This is a genomic window from Microbacterium sp. NPDC057944 (assembly GCF_042887445.1).
Classification (GTDB): domain Bacteria; phylum Actinomycetota; class Actinomycetes; order Actinomycetales; family Microbacteriaceae; genus Microbacterium; species Microbacterium natoriense.
Map to the genome: position 1 here is coordinate 1698908 of NZ_JBHVPJ010000001.1, position 17191 is coordinate 1716098.

The 17191-nt window shown below is 71.7% G+C and carries 16 protein-coding genes; 9 read left to right on the forward strand and 7 right to left on the reverse strand.

All coding sequences use genetic code 11. The features are described from left to right. Nucleotides 1-10: 10 nt before the first annotated feature. From ACFVRO_RS07630 to ACFVRO_RS07645, 4 genes are read right to left on the reverse strand one after another with little or no spacing between them, the layout of a single operon-like run. On the reverse strand, nt 11-1330 hold the full coding sequence (locus tag ACFVRO_RS07630) for a CHAT domain-containing protein (protein ID WP_386951003.1): 1320 nt from the start codon (nt 1328-1330) through the stop codon (nt 11-13). Continuing rightward, the gene (locus ACFVRO_RS07635; protein ID WP_386951005.1) at nt 1327-2958 is read right to left on the reverse strand and encodes a hypothetical protein; all 1632 of its coding nucleotides are present in this window, start codon (nt 2956-2958) and stop codon (nt 1327-1329) included. Before ACFVRO_RS07635 ends, ACFVRO_RS07630 begins: the two co-directional genes overlap by 4 nt. Next, nucleotides 2955-4043: a hypothetical protein gene (locus ACFVRO_RS07640; protein ID WP_386951007.1), complete on the reverse strand. Its 1089-nt coding sequence runs from the start codon at nt 4041-4043 to the stop codon at nt 2955-2957. Before ACFVRO_RS07640 ends, ACFVRO_RS07635 begins: the two co-directional genes overlap by 4 nt. Beyond that, nucleotides 4040-5383, reverse strand: a complete 1344-nt coding sequence (locus ACFVRO_RS07645) for a hypothetical protein (protein ID WP_386951009.1) — start codon at nt 5381-5383, stop codon at nt 4040-4042. The genes ACFVRO_RS07640 and ACFVRO_RS07645 overlap by 4 nt, the downstream gene beginning before the upstream one ends. Before the next feature lie 81 nt (nt 5384-5464). Here ACFVRO_RS07645 and ACFVRO_RS07650 point away from each other — a divergent pair, with 81 nt between their 5' ends. The 4 genes from ACFVRO_RS07650 to ACFVRO_RS07665 all read left to right on the forward strand — a co-directional run bounded on the left by ACFVRO_RS07650 (nt 5465) and on the right by ACFVRO_RS07665 (nt 9563). Next, a complete protein-coding gene (locus ACFVRO_RS07650; RefSeq protein WP_386951012.1) occupies nt 5465-6760 on the forward strand; it encodes a PA2928 family protein in 1296 nt (431 codons plus the stop codon). A 100-nt stretch (nt 6761-6860) separates the two neighbouring features. After that, nucleotides 6861-7610, forward strand: a complete 750-nt coding sequence (locus tag ACFVRO_RS07655) for a DUF998 domain-containing protein (protein ID WP_386951015.1) — start codon at nt 6861-6863, stop codon at nt 7608-7610. A gap of 25 nt (nt 7611-7635) precedes the next feature. Continuing rightward, entirely contained in the window at nt 7636-8907 is a 1272-nt protein-coding gene (locus tag ACFVRO_RS07660) for a sensor histidine kinase (protein WP_386951017.1), read from the forward strand. After that, the gene (locus ACFVRO_RS07665; protein ID WP_386951019.1) at nt 8904-9563 is read left to right on the forward strand and encodes a response regulator; all 660 of its coding nucleotides are present in this window, start codon (nt 8904-8906) and stop codon (nt 9561-9563) included. Before ACFVRO_RS07660 ends, ACFVRO_RS07665 begins: the two co-directional genes overlap by 4 nt. Nucleotides 9564-9773: 210 nt before the next feature. Here the strand turns inward: ACFVRO_RS07665 and ACFVRO_RS07670 are convergent, their stop codons facing one another. Next, nucleotides 9774-11459 (reverse strand): ABC-F family ATP-binding cassette domain-containing protein, encoded by a 1686-nt coding sequence (locus ACFVRO_RS07670; RefSeq protein WP_386951022.1) that lies wholly within the window; start codon nt 11457-11459, stop codon nt 9774-9776. Between the two features lie 287 nt (nt 11460-11746). On the opposite strand from ACFVRO_RS07670, the gene ACFVRO_RS07675 reads away from it, so the two are divergent. Further along, on the forward strand, nt 11747-12094 hold the full coding sequence (locus ACFVRO_RS07675) for a hypothetical protein (RefSeq protein ID WP_386951024.1): 348 nt from the start codon (nt 11747-11749) through the stop codon (nt 12092-12094). A 7-nt stretch (nt 12095-12101) separates the two neighbouring features. Here the strand turns inward: ACFVRO_RS07675 and ACFVRO_RS07680 are convergent, their stop codons facing one another. Further along, nucleotides 12102-12746 carry an alpha/beta hydrolase gene (locus ACFVRO_RS07680; RefSeq protein WP_386951027.1) on the reverse strand — a complete coding sequence of 215 codons (645 nt, stop codon included), beginning with the start codon at nt 12744-12746 and terminating at the stop codon, nt 12102-12104. A 29-nt stretch (nt 12747-12775) separates the two neighbouring features. On the opposite strand from ACFVRO_RS07680, the gene ACFVRO_RS07685 reads away from it, so the two are divergent. Further along, the gene (locus ACFVRO_RS07685; protein ID WP_386951029.1) at nt 12776-13378 is read left to right on the forward strand and encodes an NUDIX hydrolase family protein; all 603 of its coding nucleotides are present in this window, start codon (nt 12776-12778) and stop codon (nt 13376-13378) included. A gap of 141 nt (nt 13379-13519) precedes the next feature. Here the strand turns inward: ACFVRO_RS07685 and ACFVRO_RS07690 are convergent, their stop codons facing one another. After that, complete coding sequence (locus ACFVRO_RS07690) at nt 13520-14587, reverse strand: threonine aldolase family protein (RefSeq protein WP_386951031.1); 1068 nt, start codon at nt 14585-14587, stop codon at nt 13520-13522. 72 nt (nt 14588-14659) lie between these two features. On the opposite strand from ACFVRO_RS07690, the gene ACFVRO_RS07695 reads away from it, so the two are divergent. The 3 genes from ACFVRO_RS07695 to ACFVRO_RS07705 all read left to right on the forward strand — a co-directional run bounded on the left by ACFVRO_RS07695 (nt 14660) and on the right by ACFVRO_RS07705 (nt 17116). After that, nucleotides 14660-16177 (forward strand): MFS transporter, encoded by a 1518-nt coding sequence (locus ACFVRO_RS07695; protein WP_386951033.1) that lies wholly within the window; start codon nt 14660-14662, stop codon nt 16175-16177. Continuing rightward, on the forward strand, nt 16174-16785 hold the full coding sequence (locus tag ACFVRO_RS07700) for a GNAT family N-acetyltransferase (RefSeq protein ID WP_386951036.1): 612 nt from the start codon (nt 16174-16176) through the stop codon (nt 16783-16785). The genes ACFVRO_RS07695 and ACFVRO_RS07700 overlap by 4 nt, the downstream gene beginning before the upstream one ends. A gap of 94 nt (nt 16786-16879) precedes the next feature. After that, the gene (locus ACFVRO_RS07705; protein WP_386951038.1) at nt 16880-17116 is read left to right on the forward strand and encodes a hypothetical protein; all 237 of its coding nucleotides are present in this window, start codon (nt 16880-16882) and stop codon (nt 17114-17116) included. The last annotated feature ends 75 nt before the right edge of the window (nt 17117-17191 follow it).

Sequence of the window (17191 nt, forward strand, 5' to 3'; positions counted from 1 at the left end):
CGCCGATCCGTCAGACTCGCACCGGCGCCGGGGCCCAGGCGGTCGCGAAGGCGCCCCACATGATCGGGGAGTGACGCGGGTCTCCGGTGGAGGTCCACAGTCGGCGCTGCTCCCGCTGCCAGGCAGCCAGGGAGCCGATCGGGTCGTCCGACTCGTGCGCGGCGTTCACGGCGATGACCGCGTCGGTCAGCATCCCCTCCGCGCGGTCGCCGAGAGCGGGGACGAGACGGCGCAGACCCGCCTCGGTGGGCAGGGTCCACCGAGTCGCGGTCACGTACTCCGCGCCGCGGTGCAGGAACGCGGCCACGAGCCCGGTCGGCTCGGCGAAGCGCAGGTCGGTGCCGGAGTCGCACGCGATGAGCGCCACGCGGTTCGGCGCGGTCAACGGCGGGAGCCCTGCGCCGCCCAGGGCGATCTCGGCGGCGGAGTAGGGCCGATGCGCCCCGATCGGCGGGGTGTCACCGGGGGCGTCTGCGCCGTCGGACAGGTGGAGGCGGGCGTCGAGCGCATGCGTCGACGCGGTGACGTGCCCGACGTAGAGGAGCCGTCCTGCCCCGTCGAGGGCATTCGCCAACGCGGTTCGGTCGATGTCCGCACGGCGGAACGCGTCTCCCTGCGGCATCCGCCGCCGTCCGAGCGCGTCGATGGCGAGCGCCAGCGGGGAGTCGGGCGAGACGGGGCCGAGCACGCTCCCCAGCTCGCTCGTGTCGGAGAAGCCGGGGACCATCGGATCCAGCACCGCCGCGACGGGGGAGGAGGGCGACCAGGGCGACACCGATCTGGACGGATCGTTGCGCAGCGTGGCGGGCAGCAGGACGGACGCATCGGCCATGTCGACGCCGCGCTCACGACCGGAGGTGCTCAGCAGCTCCCACGGCAGCTGCGCGGTGGAGGGAGACAACTGGATCCGCAGGTGGGGGCGCAGCCCGGCCTCCTCGAGGGCGTCGAGCTCGGCGCCCAGCCACTGCGGGATCAGCGCGGCGGTGAGCATCCCGGCGAGCTCCTGCTCGCGCTCCGGGTCCAGGAGGTCGCCGTGGGCGAGTGCCCTGGTCAGCGCATCGACCCCGCTCTCTCCCGGCAGGGGGGAGGGCAGGGCCCGCGCGAGGCGGTCGAGCGCCGGCGCGACGAGATCCCGGGCGATGAGGGTCATCCGGGGCGAGCTGCGCTGGTGCTCCCACACCCAGCTCACGAACAGATCGTCGCCGTCGACGAAGCGCAGACGGGCCCTCGGCCGCTCGCCGTCTGGCAGATCGAGGAGCACGGCGGCGCCCTCGGTGCGGGCGAGGGGCAGCGGGGCGCCGAGGCCGGGGAGCTGTCTCCAGTTGCTCACCACGCCGGCACCACAGCCTCCGAGCGCAGCGGGACGCCGTACTCGGCCTCCGCCTTCCGGATCCACGCGTCGAGCACCGGCGCGGCGCCGGGGACGGCGACGACGCGCGGCGGCGGCGCGAAGCGGAAGGATGCCGTGCCCTCTCCGCCGAGCAGGCCCGCAGCGGCCGCAGGGAGCTCGTCGCGCTCCCGCTCGTCGCGCTCCCACTCGACGGCGGAGGCCCGTGGCCGCTCGAAGGGGAGGGGAGCCGTGACCTCGACCGCGGCATCCGCCTGCAGCGTCACGGACGCAGCCGCGTTCTCGACGAGCTCGAACAGCAGCGCGGAGTCGCCGAGCGTACGGGCCAGGCGGAACGCCAGCTCGCGTGCGGGTGCGGCGACCTGCAGGCTCCAGCGCTCCCTGGTGCCACCGGGTGCGAACCCGTCGCGCAGCGCCTCGGTGAGCAGAAGGACGGGGATCGCGAGGTCGCGCGCCTTCTCCAGCCGGGCGAGGCGCGAGCGCGGGGTGATCGACATCGCCGCCCACTCGGCGTGCATCTCGGCGCGTCGCAGGTCGATCCTGCCGCGATCGTGTGGTGATCGCGCGAGCTCCCGTGCGGCGCGGTAGGCGTCGTCGGCCGCCGGATACCGATTGCGTGCCGACTCCGCGTCGCCGAGGAACGAGTAGGCCTCCAGCCGCTCGTGCACGGCAGCATCCCGGTCGAGCTCATCGAGCAGCACGCGCAGGGCCTTGGCGGCCGCCCCCGTCCGCCCCGACTGCAGCAGCACAGCGGCGAGTCCCGTCCTGCTGGCGGCCAGCCGTGTCGTGAGGCCGACCCGTCCGGCGAGCTCGGCGGCCTGACGGAAGCCCTCCTCCGCCTCACGGAGCCTTCCCTCCTGCATCGCCACGCGGGCGAGGTTCTCGACGGCGTGCTGGCGGCTCGTCGCGTCGCCGGAGAGCTCCTGGGCCTGATGCGCGAGCTGCAGGTACTCCCGTGCGGCGGTGTCGTCGCCGGTGCGCTGAGCGATCACGCCGAGGTTCGCGTACGCGTGTCCGGAGAGCTCGGGACCGACGCGCAGAGCGACGGACAGGGCGCGCTGCGCCTCGTCCTGCGCCTCCTGCAGACGGCCGGTGGTGATCAGCACCACGGTGCGCGCGTTGTGCACGGAGAATGCGAGGAGGTCGCGCTGATCGAGGTCGTCCGCGTCCAGCTGGGCCTCGGCCTCCGCGATGCCGGAGAGGGCGTCGTCGAGACGGTCCAGCTGCGTGAGGGTCTGCGCCCTCGACAGCATGCCGTTGATCAGCACGGTGCGCGTCGCGCGTTCGTCTCCGATCAGCCCGAGCGCATCGGATGCCGCGGCCAGGCCCTCGTCGGCCGTGCGCAGCGCCTCGGCCAGATCGCCGCGGAACTCGTGCGCGGCCGCGAGGTTCAGCAGCGCCCTGGCGCGCATGTCCAGGCCCTCACCGTCGACGTCGGCCACACGGGTGAGGGCCACCACCTCGCGCAGCGCGACCGCGGCCTCGTCCACGCGCCCCTCGTGCAGCATCATCGCCGCCTCGTTGTTCCTGTCGCGTCCCGGCTTCCACCGCGGAGTCGCCGGGATGCGGCCGAGCACGGCGCTCGGCGGGCGCTCCTCGGGGGAGGTCATCGGCTCGACCCTGCGGCTCGCTCGGCGAGGGAGGCGTCGGGGGAGAGCATCCGCGCGGCCGCGACGGAGAGCAGTCGTTCGCGGTCCGCCGCCGAGTCGGGCGCATCGGCGTCAGCGGGACTCAGTACGGGGTCCCGCACCCAGAGCAGCCGTTCGCCTGCGGGGAGGAAGAGAGCGGATGCCGGAACCTCGGCCTGTCCGCGGAAGAGCGCCCCGTCGCGGCGGAGGGCGACGTCGACGCCGAGCTCTGCCGGTCCGAAGCGCGCGGCCAGCGTGCGCCCGGAGGACGGGGCGTCGACGGCGGGCACCTCCACCCGCAGCGTCGCGACACCGGCGCTCTGCCGCAGCGTCCACCGCGCTTCGGCCTCCGCGTCGACCGTCTGCGCGGGTACGTCGCCCCACCGCACCGCCGCCGAACCGGAGGCGACCTCGATGCCGTCGGACGCATCCCGCGCTCCACCCGCGGCGAGCGCCCACTCCTGACGGACCTGCGCGGCGTCCGCCGCAGTGGCCTCGGCCGGATCGAGGGCCACGCCGTAGTCCTCGGACAGCGCCGTCAGCGCAGAGAGGAGCCGTTCTCCCTCCGCGGCGAGCGCCGGAGGGAGCGCGGCCAGGGCGGATGCGATGCCCGCGGCGTCGGCGAGAGCCCTCTCGGTCGCCAGGTCGTCGTCGAGGAGGTGCTCCACGGCGTGCGAGGCGAGCGCGATCTCCGCGGCGAGCAGCACCGGGTCGACGGCGGGCACCCGAGCTCCGGCCGGCCACCACGCCCTCGTCCAGGAGAGGCGAGCGAGACGGAGCACGGCGTCGATGACCGTCTGATCGCCCGGTTCGATGATGGTCGCACCGTGGACGCCGCGGATGACGGCATCCGCGGTCTCCGGCCCGTACACGTCTGCGAGCCAGGCGCTCGCCGCGTCGACGTCGTCGATGTCGGCATCCGGAAGGGCGGCGGGCCCGGTCGGGTCCCCGTGCAGCAGCCCGCCCCTGACCTCGACCACCGTGGTGAGACAGGGCACCCGATCGAACGCTCCGTCGGTCGAGGAGAGGTGCGCGAGATCGCCCTGCACCCTGATCCGCAGGGTCATGCCGCCTCCGTCGCTTCCCGCTCGTCCGCGCCGCGGACCATCATCGTCTTCAACCGCTGGCGCTGATCCATCACGACCGAGCGCAGCACGCCGTCGAGGAGATCCCACACGTCCCGCGGATCGAGGGGCTGCTCGCGCAGCTCCCTGCCGTGCAGACGCACCCACAGCCGCCGCAGGTATCCGCGCCGCACGCTGCGGATGTCGTCGACGACGGATGCCGGCACTCCGCTCGTCCCCTCGGGGAGCCGCAGCGCCCGGCGCACGTAAGCCTCGCGGTGCCAGCGCGCCGCGAGCAGACGGTGGGCCGCGGTCGGCTGCGCAGCGCGTCCCGCGTCGAGGGCGGTGCTCGCCTCCGCGCCGAGCAGCATGGCGACCCTGCTGTCCTCCTCGCCGAGCTGCCAGGCGCTCGTCGAGCGGACGATCTCCGCGGCGATCAGCTCTTCCGCGTCGATGCCGAGATCCACGCGCGCGCCGCCAGAGAGCGCGGCGAAGAGGCGCTCGAAGATCGAGCGGTCGAAGGGCAGCGGCAGGTCGCGCTTGGACGCCGTCTCACCGAGCCGGGGTGCGGGAGGGAGCGGATGCCGGGTCAGCCCGAGCTGCTGTGCGGTTCCGTCGTCGGCGAGCCGGGCGCTCGCTGCGGAACCGGCGGAGCCGTCCACGAGAACGGAGAGGGGCGCCGACCCGTCCCCGGTCGGGCAGGCGTCGAGGGCGGCGGCCACCGTCTCCGCCGACGCCGACGCCGACGCCGACGCCGCCGCTGGTGCGGGCCCGGAGCCGGGGCGCCGTGACCATGCGTCGCCGAGCTCCTCGCCGAGACGCGCCGCAGCCGTCTCGTCTCTGAGCAGCTCCCGCACCTGAGCGAGCAGCGAGTCGCCCGAGGCCTCGGCGATCTCCGTCACGACCTCTGCGGCGACGGCATCCGCATCGGCCGACGGCGGCCCCGAGGTGCGGGCCAGCTCGAAGCAGCGCTGGAAGTACTTCTCCTGCGGGTTGCCGTCGGTGATCCGCAGTCGTCGCCGAGCGGCCTTCAGCTCCAGGAACCAGGCTGCCGCAGCGGTCAGATCGCCGCCGGCGGCCCGGATGCGGTCGTGCAGCTCGGCCGCGGCATCCGACGTCAGAGTCCCCCCGGCGAGTCCGGGATTCTGCACCGGGCGGATCACCAGCGGATCGAGGATCAGCTTCAACGTGCGGGCGAGCGGACGCCCCGAGCCGTTGCTCAGCGCAGCCACACCCGGACCGAGCTCCCGCCACGCCTCGGCGATCACGAGTGCGCGCGGGCGCCGTCCCTCCGCGGGCTCCGCAGCGGGGGCCGAGGGGGAGAGCTTCAGGGGCGCGCTCATGACCGCCAGCCTATAGAGCCGTCACGACGACGCGTCGAAACCCGTGATCGGGAGACCGAGGGCGACGGGCATCCTGACGGCATGAACACGAACGAGTCGCGAGGGTATGTGCTCAACGGCAGCACGGTCGTCCCGCTGGGTTCCTCGGCGGTGCCGCCGCCGAGGAACCACGATCCGAAGCGGGTGCGCCGCCGCCTCCGGCTCCGCTTCCTCGGCTTCCTCCTCGCGCCTGTGCTCATCGGCGGGCTGATCTTCATCGCGACGTCGCTGTTCAGCCCGTCGTCGCGCGACGTGGAGATCCTCCCCGGCGCCGCGGCGATCAGCATCGACGAGCAGGACGTGGCGCTCCTCGTCTACGCCGACGACTCCCGTCCCGGTATCGGCGAGCCGATGTTCCAGACCCGGGCGACGGCGATCCGGCTGTCCGACGGCGTGACGCTCTGGGACCAGCGCCTGAACGAGGAACTCGGCAGCGAGGCCGCGGCGCTCGCCGGTGACTCGTCGCTCGTCTACGTCGCCACCGATGAGGGACTCGTGATCCTGGATGCCGCGACCGGTGCGATCCGCGCCGAGGGGCACGGCATCGACGGCATCGGGGCGGATGCGGTGTTCTCGGCATCCGCGTACGGCTACGACGTCGAGACGAACGCGGTCGTGGCGCTCACCGGAACCGGCGCGGTCGTGCAGATCCCCGTCGGCGCCCTCGTGGCGTCACCGGCGGAGGCAGCCGTCGCGAGGCGCTGGCAGGGCACGCTCAGCGCCTCGGCCTTCCTGGACACCTCCGCCCTCACCAGGCTCGCCGACACGGCGATGGCGACGGACGGCACGACCGTGGAGATCGAGACGGTGGCCGAGGCCGTGAGTCGGGACGCCCTGGTGATCACGTCGCCGGACGGTGCACTCATCCGCCACACGGAACTCGTCGACGCCGAGATCATCCCGCTCACCGGCGCGCAGACCCGACTCGGGGTCATGCTCGCGACCGGGCAGTTCCTGGAGGGCGACTTCAGCGACATCGACCAGGACGACATCGAGGCTCTGCTCGAGGCCGCGAGCGCGCAGGCATCAGCGGGCGGTGCGCTGTCATCGCCCGCGGGGTTCGCCTCGGGATACGTGCTCGTGCAGCACCGCGAGTCGGTCAACGCCGAGCGGATGCTGCTGAGCAGCGTGTCCGTCGCCACGGGGGAGCTCGTCGACACGGTCGAGATGGGGGCCGACGCGATGAGGGCGATCGCCGGTCCGTCGGGGACGACGGCGGTCATCGCCGCCGATCCGGATGCCTGGCAGCCCGACACGCTCCGCGTGCTCGACGCCGACGGATCCCTGCGCCGCATCGAGGTCGGGTCGGTGCCGTGGTGGGTGATCTCGTTCGGATGACGCGGCCGCGTGGGCGGTGTCGTACCCAGGTACGACACCGTCCACGAAAGGGCACTCCGGTGCGACGCGGCGGGTCGACCCCGAAATCTACGGTCGAATCATGCCCACGAATCCCCACAGCCCCACCGCACCAGGAGTCCCCCTCAGAGCCGTCGCCGCACTCGCGGGAAGCGTCCTGGTCGGCATCGCCCTGACGATCATCTGGATCGCGCGACTGAGCACCGATCGCACGCTGTACGTGAGCGGATTGGGAGCCGACGGCGAGCCGACCGCGGGGTGGTTCGAGATGGCGCTGCTGCTGCTCGTCGCAGGAGGATTCTCCGTCGCGTGGGCGGCACGCGGCCTCCGCGCGGCTGTTCCGATCCTGAGCATCGGCACGCCGTCGCTCTCCGTCGCGCTGTCTTCGTCGCTGTTCCTCGTGGCCTCTCAGGTGCCCTGCACCTCGGGATGCCCGCTGCCCGTCGGGCCCACGTTCACCTGGCAGGACCTGATCCACACCAGCGTCGCGGTGCTCGCCTTCGCCCTGGCCGCGGTGGCGATGCTCCAGGCGTCTTTCGTGCAGGGCCGACCGGTGCTGCGTGCGCTCTCGCTGGGCTCGGGGATCGCCACCGCTCTCATCGCTGCGGCGGGTGGGATCCTCTCCCTCCTGCAGTACCGCACCGACATCGGCAGCATGCTGGAGCTCGTCGCGACCACGGTCGGGATGGGGTGGCTCATGATCCTCGGAGTCTCGACGGCGCACACGCAGCGGAGCCTCCTCTCGGCCTCTGCGAGTCGGGAGGGAAAAGGCGCCCACGACGGAGCACTCCGCGGGGCGGCGCGCGCCGAGGCGTTCGCGGCGTCCGCGTGAGGGGCGCGGTGCGTAGAGTCGTCCCATGGCCGAGTCTCCCGTCTCCCCGCAGGCGCCGGTCCGCGAGGACGAGCTGCCCCGGCCGCCCGGCGCCGTCCGCCGGTTCTGGAGCGGACACCCGCTCCTCGTCGATGCCGTGCTCGCCGGCGTCTACCTTCTCTTCGCCATGCTCTGGGCGACCGTCACCCCGCTCTCCTCTGGGGTGTGGTCGCCGCTCGGCCCGATCCTCGTGCCGCTGGTCGGCGGCATCGTGGCGGCGGCATCCCTCCTCGTGCGGAGACGCCGCCCGTGGGTCACGTTCGCGGTCTTCGGGGCGGTCGCGGCCCTGTGCCTCGTCGTGGATGCACCCGCCGAGCCGTTCGGCATCGCCATCGCCCTGTACGCGGTGTTCGTCTACCGGTCCAACCGCAGCGGATGGATCGGCTTCGGCATCGCGGCGCTCGCCGGCTGCATCCTCTTTCCCGCGATCGATGCCGCGCTCCGGGGGCGTCAGGAGAGCCCCCTCTCCTCGGCGCCGACCGGGCTGCTGCTCCTCGTCGTGCTGCTCGTCTCCGCGCTGCTCGGGGTGACGGTGGGCGACCGGCGCCGCTACATCGGGGCGATCCTCGACCGTGCCAACCAGCTGGCGCGGGAGCGGGATCAGCAGGCGCGGCTGGCGACCCTGGCCGAGCGCGCGAGGATCACGAGGGAGATCCACGACGTCGTCGCCCACAGCGTGTCGGTCATGGTCTCGCTCGCCGACGGCGCCGCCGCGCTGGCGGAGAAGGACCCCGGCCGCGCGCGGAGCGCCGTGCAGGAGATCGGCGCGGTGGGGCGGCAGTCCCTCCTCGAGATGCGACAGCTGCTCGGCGCGCTGGGCGACGAGGGCACCGACGGCGAGGAGCGGTCGCCGCTGCAGCCCAACCCTGGCGTCGGCGACCTCGCCGCGCTGATCGAGACCTTCCGCACCGCCGGACTGCCCGTCGTGACGCGCACGCACGGCGAGCCGCCGGCATCCCCTGCGCTCCAGAACGCGGTGTTCCGGATCGTCCAGGAGGCGCTCACGAACGTCCTCCGCTACGCCTCCGAGCCCCGTACGGTGTCCGTGACCCTCGACTTCAGGGAGGGCGCGGTCGTCGTCGACGTCGTGGACGACGGGAGGGCCGGCCCTCCGGCGGAGTCGGTCGGCTCCGGGCGCGGGCTCGTCGGCATCCGAGAGCGGGTCCGCCTCTACGGGGGAACAGCGGATGCCGGTCCGATCGAGGGCGGAGGGTGGCGCGTGCACGTGGAGATGCCGGAACAGGAGGCGCAGCGATGAGCGGCGAACGGATACGGGTGCTGATCGTCGACGACCACGAGCTGATCAGGCGCGGCATGAGGATGGTCCTCGACGCCGAGGACGATCTGGATGTCGTCGGCGAGGCCGTGTCGGGGACGGACGCCGTGCATCAGACGGAGCAGCTCGCCCCCGATGTGGTCCTCATGGACATCAGGATGCCGGAGATGGACGGCATCGAGGCGACCAGGCGTATCGTCAGGACCGCGCCGTCGACCAGGGTCCTCGTGCTCACGACCTTCGACCTCGACGAGTACGCGTTCGGCAGTCTGCGCGCGGGGGCCAGCGGATTCCTGCTGAAGAACACGCCCCCGGCGACGCTGACCGCGGCGATCCGCTCGATCGCCGCCGGTGACGCCCTCGTCTCCCCCCGCGTGACGAGGGCGATGCTGGACCTGTTCGCGACACGGCTGCCGCGGCAGGCGGGCGACATCGATCAGCGCGTCGGCGCTCTCACGGAGCGCGAGCGGGAGGTGTTCCTCGCCATCGCGAAGGGACTCAACAACGCAGAGATCGGCGAGCGGCTGTTCGTCACGGAGTCGACGGTCAAGACGCACGTCGGCAGGGTCCTGCAGAAGCTCGACCTCCGCGACCGCGTGCAGGCCGTGATCATGGCGTACGAGGCCGGTCTGGTCTGACGGCGAGGCCGGTCTGGTCTGACGGCGAGGCGGGGCTGGTCTGACGATGAGGCCGGTCTGGTGCGGCTGAGGGGCGACGGTGCGGCCGGTCTGACGGCGCGGCCGGTCTGGTGCGGCTGAGGGGCGGGCTGGTGCGGCTGAGGGGCGGGCTGGTGCGACGGTGCGGCCGGCCAGGGAGGCGATGCCCCCGGACCGGCCGCGTCGCGCGGGTCAGCCGACCTCGCGCAGCATCCCGTCCGCATCGATCTCGAGCGTGAGATCGAGATCGAGTCGGGCGAGGAACGCGTCGTCGTGGCTGACGATGAGCACGGCGCCGCGGTACGCGCGCAGCGCCTCGACGAGCTGGTCGACCGTGTCGAGGTCGAGGTTGTTCGTCGGCTCGTCCAGCATCACGAGCTGAGGTGCGGGGTCGGTGAGCAGCAGCGCGGCCAGAGCCACGCGGAAGCGCTCGCCTCCCGACAGTGCGGCGACAGGGCGCTCCGCCGTGGCTCCGCGGATGAGGAACCGTGCGAGCCGGTTGCGCAGCTCCTTCTCCGGCACCTGGGGTGCGGCATCCGCGATGTTCTCGAAGACCGATCGGGTCTCGTCGAGTCCGTCCATACGCTGCGGCAGGTAGCCGATCCGGTCGGTGTGAGCCGTGGCCTCGAGCTCCGGGCGTTCGCAACTCCTCAAGATTTCGCCGGAATCGTCCGAGTTCGCCGATTCTGTCTCCGACTGACCAGTTTTTGAGGAGTTATGAACATCGGCGGCGTTCGCCACCAGCCGCTCCAGCAGCGTGGTCTTGCCCGCTCCGTTGCGTCCGATCAGCGCGACGCGCTCCGGACCCTGCAGGACCCACGAGCGCTCGCCGTCGCCGATCTCGGCGATCCGGCGCGCCCGCGAGACCTCGGGGTCGGGCAGCTCGATCTTCATCGACGAGTCCGACCGCACGCGGCGCCCCGCCTCGTCGAGGGAGGCGCGCGCGGCATCCTCCTTCGCTCCGACCTCGGTGCGCAGCTTTCCCGCCGAGACCTCCGCGGCCATCTTCCTGCCGTGCGCGACGATCTTCGGCACGCGCTTCTCGACCTCGGCCTTGTTCGCCATCTTCGCGCGCGTCGCGAGCTTGGACTCGGCCTCGATCCGCTGGCGCTTCTCCTTGCGGAGCACCTGCTTGGCGGTGACCTCGGCCTGCTTCGCGGCATCCTGCTCGGCGTCCAGCCAGGCGCGCCACGCGGAGTACGGTCCGCCGAACACGCTCAGCGTCTGCGCGTACAGCTCGGCGGTGTCGTCCATCAGCTCCAGCAGCGAGATGTCGTGGCTGACCACGATGAGCGTGCCCTTCCACGACCTCACCATCGCCGCCAGCTTCGCGCGGGCGTCGCGGTCGAGGTTGTTCGTGGGCTCGTCGAGGAGCGTGATCGGCGCTCGTCGCAGGCGGATGCCGGCGATCGCGACCAGCACGGCCTCGCCGCCCGACAGCTCTCCGACCCGGCGGTCGAGGAAGTCGGGAGAGAGGCCGGCCTCGGCGAGGGATGCCTCCGCCCTGGCCTCGATGTCCCAGTCGTCGCCGACCGCGTCGAAGTGCGCCGGGTCGACGTCGCCGGCGCCGATCGCGCGGACGGCGTCGAGCGCCTCGGCCACGCCGAGCAGTTCGGCGACGCGGCGGTCGACGTCGAGGGTCAGCTGCTGCGGAAGGTAGGCGACCTCCCCGGAGGCCGAGACGACACCCGAGGTGGGCGCCAGTTCACCGGCCATCAGGCGCAGCAGCGTGGACTTGCCTGCGCCGTTGCGTCCGACCAGCCCGGTGCGGGCCGAGCCGAAGGCGCCGGACACGGCGTCGAGCGCCGTCTGCCCGTCGGGCCAGGTGAAGGTGAGGCGGTCGAGGGTGACCGAGGCATGAAGGGTGGGGGTTGACATGGTGTCTCCTGTCGAGTGCGAGGGTGCACTGACACCGAGCCCTCGGGGAGTCGTCGGAAGACGACCTCGCAAGGAGGGAGATGGGCCGTGGATCAGCCGTCGTCGGGTCAGCGCGCGGAAAGAAGAGCGCGGAGGCGACGGATCAGATCAAAGGACTTCCAGACACGGCGGACAGGACTCCATGACGATACCCCCGCCTCCTCGGTGCGCGCAACCCGGGCGTGTCGCGCCGGGATGTCCGCCGCGCGGGGGATGCCGCGGAGCCTCCGGACTCGTAGCGTGGAGGCATGGCAGACGAGAGCATGAGTCCCGGCGAGATGATGCAGCGCGTCGGCATGGGGGCCGGACTCGCGATCGGAATCGGCGTCGGCGTCTCTCTCGGCACAGGTTTCCAGAACCTGGCGCTCGGCATGGGGATCGGCGTCGGGATGGGAACCCTCGTCATGATGTGCTTCATCAGCGCCGGATCGAAACTCCGGAAGCAGGAGTGGGAGGCGGCGCAGGCGGCGCGTGAGTCCTCCGACACGGATGCCGAGGATGACTCCGAGAGCGGGGGCGGAGCGGGGAGCGGTACCGGCGCTGGTGCCGTGGCCGACGGCGAGCCTGACGCGGATCGACCGGGCCCGCGGTCCTAATTGTCGGTCAGCCGTCGAGCCACTTCGCGATGAAGTGCCGCACGTCGCCGAGCTCCTCCTCGGAGATGCTGTGGGTGAGTCCCGTGTAGACGCGGCCGGAGAGGTCGGAGTGGCCGGGCAGCCACTCGGCGGTGTGCGCGACGAGGTGCGCCGGGATGACGTCGTCATGCGTCCCGCGCCCCCAGAACACCGGCGGGCGCAGGTCGGCGAGCTCCTCGTCGCCTGCGACCTCCCCGGGCGTCGCGTATCCGCTCAACGCCACGACCGCGCCGAAGCGCTCGGGCGCGAGCCGCATGGCCTGCAGGGAGACCGCCGCGCCCTGCGAGAACCCGAGCAGCGCGACCTTCGGAGCATCGGATGCCGCGGCGTCGAGCCAGCGGAGGAACGCCTCCGCCGCAGCGGTGACGTGGGAGGCATCGCGTCCGTCGAGGCCGTCGATCGGGTACCAGGACCGGCCGGGCATCGGCCACGGCGGCGTCAGGGGAGCGGCGACGGATGCCACGGCGATGCCCTCGGGCAGATACGGCACCAGACCGAACAGGTCGTGCTCGTCGGCGCCGTAGCCGTGGAGCAGCACCAGCAGCGGCATCCCCTCCCGGTCGCCGGCGGACCACCGGGTCGCGGTGTCGTCGATCGTCAGGTTCTCGGTCACGCTCCTATCCTGCCTGGTAGAAAGGACACATGGCGGTTCGCACACCTGATCCCGATCCGGAACCCGAAGACTCGGGGCTCGGCTCCTTCGGCGGCGCCGCGCCGGCGTCGGGGGCGAATCCCGGCTGGCTGACCGACGTCGAGCTCGAAGAGGCTCGTCGTCGCATGCCGATGCTCTACGTGGAGGCGATCCCCGTGCGCACCGACGGCTCGGGGGTGGTGACCGAGATCGGCATCCTGCTGCGATCCACGCCTCTGGGTGAGATGACCCGCACGATCGTGTCGGGCCGGGTGCGCTTCGGCGAGACGATCCGCGACGCGCTGTTCCGGCACGTCGAGAACGACCTCGGGCCGATGGCCTTCCCGCTCCTGCCGCCGCAGCCGCTGCCGTTCACGGTGGCCGAGTACTTCCCGATCCCGGGCGTGAGCGCCTATCACGACGACCGTCAGCACGCGGTGTCGCTCGCGTTCGTGGTGCCGGTGACCGGCACCTGCGAGCCCCGTCAGGACGCGCTGGAGGTGACCTGGTTCACTCCCGAGGAGGCGGGCTCAGACGCCGTCGCCGCCGAGATGGAGGGCGGCCGCGGCACGCTCATCCGTCAGGCTCTGGCGAACCTCGGCCTGCTCCGGTAGCCCGCCCGCGCTCCGGCTCCGTCGAGTGCACGGGAAGTCGCCGAGTGCACGGGAAGCATGCGTGAACAAGCCGTGCAGTCGGCGATTTCGTGTGCACTCGACGGCAGGATGCGCCGCGGCGAGTGAGTGCGGGGCGGCGCGTCAGGCCTGCGTCAGGCGCGCGAGCTCCGCGACGAAGGCGTCGACGTCGTCTTCGTGCGTGTCGAAACCGCACATCCAGCGGACCTCGTTGCGTGCGGCATCCCAGTCGTAGAAGCGGAACGACTCGCGCAGTGCGTCGGCGACGCCGTCGGGCAGCGTCGCGAAGACGCCGTTCGACTGGGTCGGCTGCGTGAACGAGACACCCGTGATCGAGCCGTCGGCGATGCCGGCGTCGATCGCTCCGCGGAGGCGCTGGGCCATGGCGTTCGCGTGCTGCGCGTTGCGCAGCCACAGGTCGCCCTCGAGCAGCGCGATGAGCTGAGCCGAGACGAAGCGCATCTTCGAGGAGAGCTGCATGTTGAACTTGCGCGAGTAGCTCAGACCGTCTGACGCCTCGGGGTTCAGCACCACGATCGCCTCGCCCAGCATCGCGCCGTTCTTCGTGCCGCCGAAGCTGAGCACGTCGACGCCGACGTCGCGTGTGAAGGCCCGCAGCGGCAGGTCGAGCGCCGCGGCCGCGTTCGAGATGCGCGCGCCGTCGACGTGCAGCTTCATGCCGCGCTCGTGCGCGTGATCGGCGAGGGCCTTGATCTCCTCGGCCGTGTAGAGCGTGCCGAGCTCGGTGGACTGCGTGATCGAGACCACGAGCGGCTGCGCGCGATGCTCGTCGCCCCAGCCCCAGGCCTCGCGGTCGACGAGCTCGGGGGTGAGCTTGCCGTCGTCGGTCGGGACGGTGAGCAGCTTGAAGCCGCCGATCTTCTCGGGGGCCCCGCCCTCGTCGACGTTGATGTGGGCGGTGGATGCCGCGATCACGGCGCCCCAGCGCGGCAGCATGGACTGCAGACCGGTGACGTTGGCGCCGGTGCCGTTGAACACCGGGAACGCCTGCACGCCCTCGCCGAAGTGCGACCGGAAGACCTCCTGCAGGCGCGCCGTGTAGGCGTCTTCGCCGTAGGCCACCTGGTGGCCGCCGTTGGCCGCGGCGATGGCGGCGAGGACATCGGGGTGGATGCCGGAGTAGTTGTCGCTGGCGAATCCCCGGATCGCGGGGTCATGCTGAATGCTCACCGCCCCAGTCTATTTGCGCGGGGGAGCGCGACAGGCCTACCGGATGTCCGTACCCCCGCCTACCCTCTTAGCATGCAGAGAACCGCGGCGAAGACGGCCTTCGCGAACGTCCTCGTCAACACGCTGATCGCCAACGTGACGACGAGCTTCCTCTGGTTCGCGCTCACGTTCTGGGTGTACATCGAGACGCAGTCCGTGCTCGCCACCGGCATCATCGGCGGCGCCTACATGCTCTTCATCGCCTTCTTCGCGATGATCTTCGGCACGATCGTCGACCGGCACCGCAAGCACACCGTGATGCTGCTGTCGAGCGTCGTCTCGGCCGCGGCCTTCCTGGTCGCCGGCATCCTCTACGTCTGGCAGGGAGAAGCGGCGCTGCTCGACCTCGGCGGTCCGTGGTTCTGGGCGTTCTCGCTGGTGATCCTCTTCGGCGGGGTCATCGAGCAGCTCCGCAACATCGCCCTGTCGACGACCGTCACCCTGCTGGTCGACGAAGACAAGCGCGCCAACGCGAACGGCCTCGTCGGCACCGTGCAGGGCCTGGCCTTCCTCGTCACCAGCGTCTTCTCCGGACTCTCTATCGGCTTCCTCGGCATGGGCTGGACCCTGGTGATCGCGATCGCCGCGATGGCGCTGACCTTCGTGCACCTGATGTTCATCCGCATCCCCGAGGGCACACCGGAGCCCGACCCGAACGCGTCGAGCGCGCTCGACTTCCGCGGCAGCGTGCAGGCGATCAGGCTCGCACCGGGCCTGTTCGCGCTGATCATCTTCTCGACGTTCAACAACCTCATCGGCGGCGTCTACATGGCGCTCATGGATCCCTACGGACTCACCCTGTTCGACGCGCAGACGTGGGGCTTCGCGCTGGCGTTCGCCTCGACGGGCTTCCTGGTCGGCGGAGGTCTCGTCGCGAAGTTCGGACTCGGCCCGAAACCGATGCGCACGCTCCTGCTCATCGTCATCGCGATGGGACTGCTCGGGGCCGTGTTCATGCTGCGCGAGTGGTGGCCGCTGTACGTCGTGGGCATGTGGGTCTACATGGCGATGGTGCCGCCGGCCGAGGCCGCGGAGCAGACCGTGATCCAGAAGGTCGTGCCGTTCGAGCGGCAGGGGCGGGTGTTCGGCGTCGCGGCGGCGATGGAGGCGGCCGCCGCCCCGATCACGGCCTTCCTCATCGCGCCGATCGCCGAGTTCCTGATCATCCCGTACATGAAGACCCCGGCCGGCGACGCGCAGTGGGGCTGGCTGCTCGGGCAGGGCGAGGCCCGCGGCATCGCCCTGATCTGCCTCTTCGCGGGACTCATCATGGTCGTCGTGGGCGGTCTGGCCTTCCTCACGAAGTCCTACCGGCAGCTGACCGAGCTGTACGCCAATGCGCCGGCGCAGGAGATCCCCGGCGGAGAGGCCGACAGCGCGGCGGATGCCGACGACGGCGCTTCGTCGGCAGCTGCTGATGTGACGGAGGATGCCGAATCGGGCGGGGTTTCCCGTTCGTCCGGGCCTGCGCTGATCGATCCGGTATCAGCCCGCGGTGGACGAGCCGGGGCGGACGGCAGGGAGGCGGCCGACGAGGGGCGCGATCGGTGAGCCCGCAACAGACCGAGGAGCCGGGGGAGATCAGGATCGTCCCGGCGAATCAGGCCGGGTGGGATGACCTGCAGTCGATCCTCACCGGGTCGGCGGCGCGGTGCCAGTGCGAACGGCAACGCCTCGGTGACGGCGACTGGTGGAACATGCCCGTCGAGGAGCGGCGCGACCTGCTGAGGGGCGAGTCGCACTGCGGGGATCCGCGTGCGGCGGAGACGATCGGTCTCGTCGCCTACCTCGGCGACGATGCGGTCGGCTGGTGCGCGGTCGATCGGCGCAGTGTCTATGGGCGACTCCGCGGATCGTCGGTGCCGTGGAAGGGCCGCGACGAGGACAAGAACGACGACGGTGTCTGGGCGATCGCGTGCCTCATCGTGCGACCGGGCTTCCGCCGCCGGGGTCTCACGTACCCCATGGTGGTCGCGGCGGTCGACCACGCCCGCGCGCAGGGCGCCACGGCGATCGAGGGATACCCCCTGCTCACGGGAGGCTCCACGGTCTCGTGGGGCGAGATGAACGTCGGCGCGGTCGGCCCGTTCGCCGCGGCCGGATTCACCGAGGTCAGCCACCCGACGACCCGACGCGTCGTGATGCGGCTCGACCTCTGAGCGGCCGGAGACACGCGACGCTCGACTGGGCGCCGCAGGCACACGCGACGCTCGACTGAGCGCCGCGGCATCCCTGCCCGTTCATGAACTACCCGTGCTGCTTCGGCTTCTGCCCGCGCTGCTTCGGCTTCTGCCCGCACTGCACCGGTTCGGGTCGCGCGGCTCCTCTCTGAAGATGCTGCTGATGTGCCGGGTCGCGCTGCTGTTCGCTGATGCGCTGCGGACCTTCGGGTCGAGCTGGTGTTCACTGAATGCGCTGCGGGACCTTCGGGTCGCGCTGCTGTTCGCTGAATGCGCTGCGGGATGTTCGGGTCGCGCTGCTGTTCGCTGAATGCGCTGCTGAAGTATCGTGCGCGTGTGCAGCGATGGGCAGCGCGAAGAGACTCCACCCGCCGAGCGTCCGCAG

Bases quoted from the DNA above. Each gene is read 5' to 3' on its own strand.
- ACFVRO_RS07635 (WP_386951005.1), bottom strand. From the start codon at position 2,958: ATGACCTCCCCCGAGGAGCGCCCGCCGAGCGCCGTGCTCGGCCGCATC.
- ACFVRO_RS07640 (WP_386951007.1), bottom strand. From the start codon at position 4,043: ATGACCCTGCGGATCAGGGTGCAGGGCGATCTCGCGCACCTCTCCTCG.
- ACFVRO_RS07645 (WP_386951009.1), bottom strand. From the start codon at position 5,383: ATGAGCGCGCCCCTGAAGCTCTCCCCCTCGGCCCCCGCTGCGGAGCCC.
- ACFVRO_RS07650 (WP_386951012.1), top strand. From the start codon at position 5,465: ATGAACACGAACGAGTCGCGAGGGTATGTGCTCAACGGCAGCACGGTC.
- ACFVRO_RS07655 (WP_386951015.1), top strand. From the start codon at position 6,861: ATGCCCACGAATCCCCACAGCCCCACCGCACCAGGAGTCCCCCTCAGA.
- ACFVRO_RS07660 (WP_386951017.1), top strand. From the start codon at position 7,636: ATGGCCGAGTCTCCCGTCTCCCCGCAGGCGCCGGTCCGCGAGGACGAG.
- ACFVRO_RS07665 (WP_386951019.1), top strand. From the start codon at position 8,904: ATGAGCGGCGAACGGATACGGGTGCTGATCGTCGACGACCACGAGCTG.
- ACFVRO_RS07670 (WP_386951022.1), bottom strand. From the start codon at position 11,459: ATGTCAACCCCCACCCTTCATGCCTCGGTCACCCTCGACCGCCTCACC.
- ACFVRO_RS07675 (WP_386951024.1), top strand. From the start codon at position 11,747: ATGGCAGACGAGAGCATGAGTCCCGGCGAGATGATGCAGCGCGTCGGC.
- ACFVRO_RS07685 (WP_386951029.1), top strand. From the start codon at position 12,776: ATGGCGGTTCGCACACCTGATCCCGATCCGGAACCCGAAGACTCGGGG.
- ACFVRO_RS07695 (WP_386951033.1), top strand. From the start codon at position 14,660: ATGCAGAGAACCGCGGCGAAGACGGCCTTCGCGAACGTCCTCGTCAAC.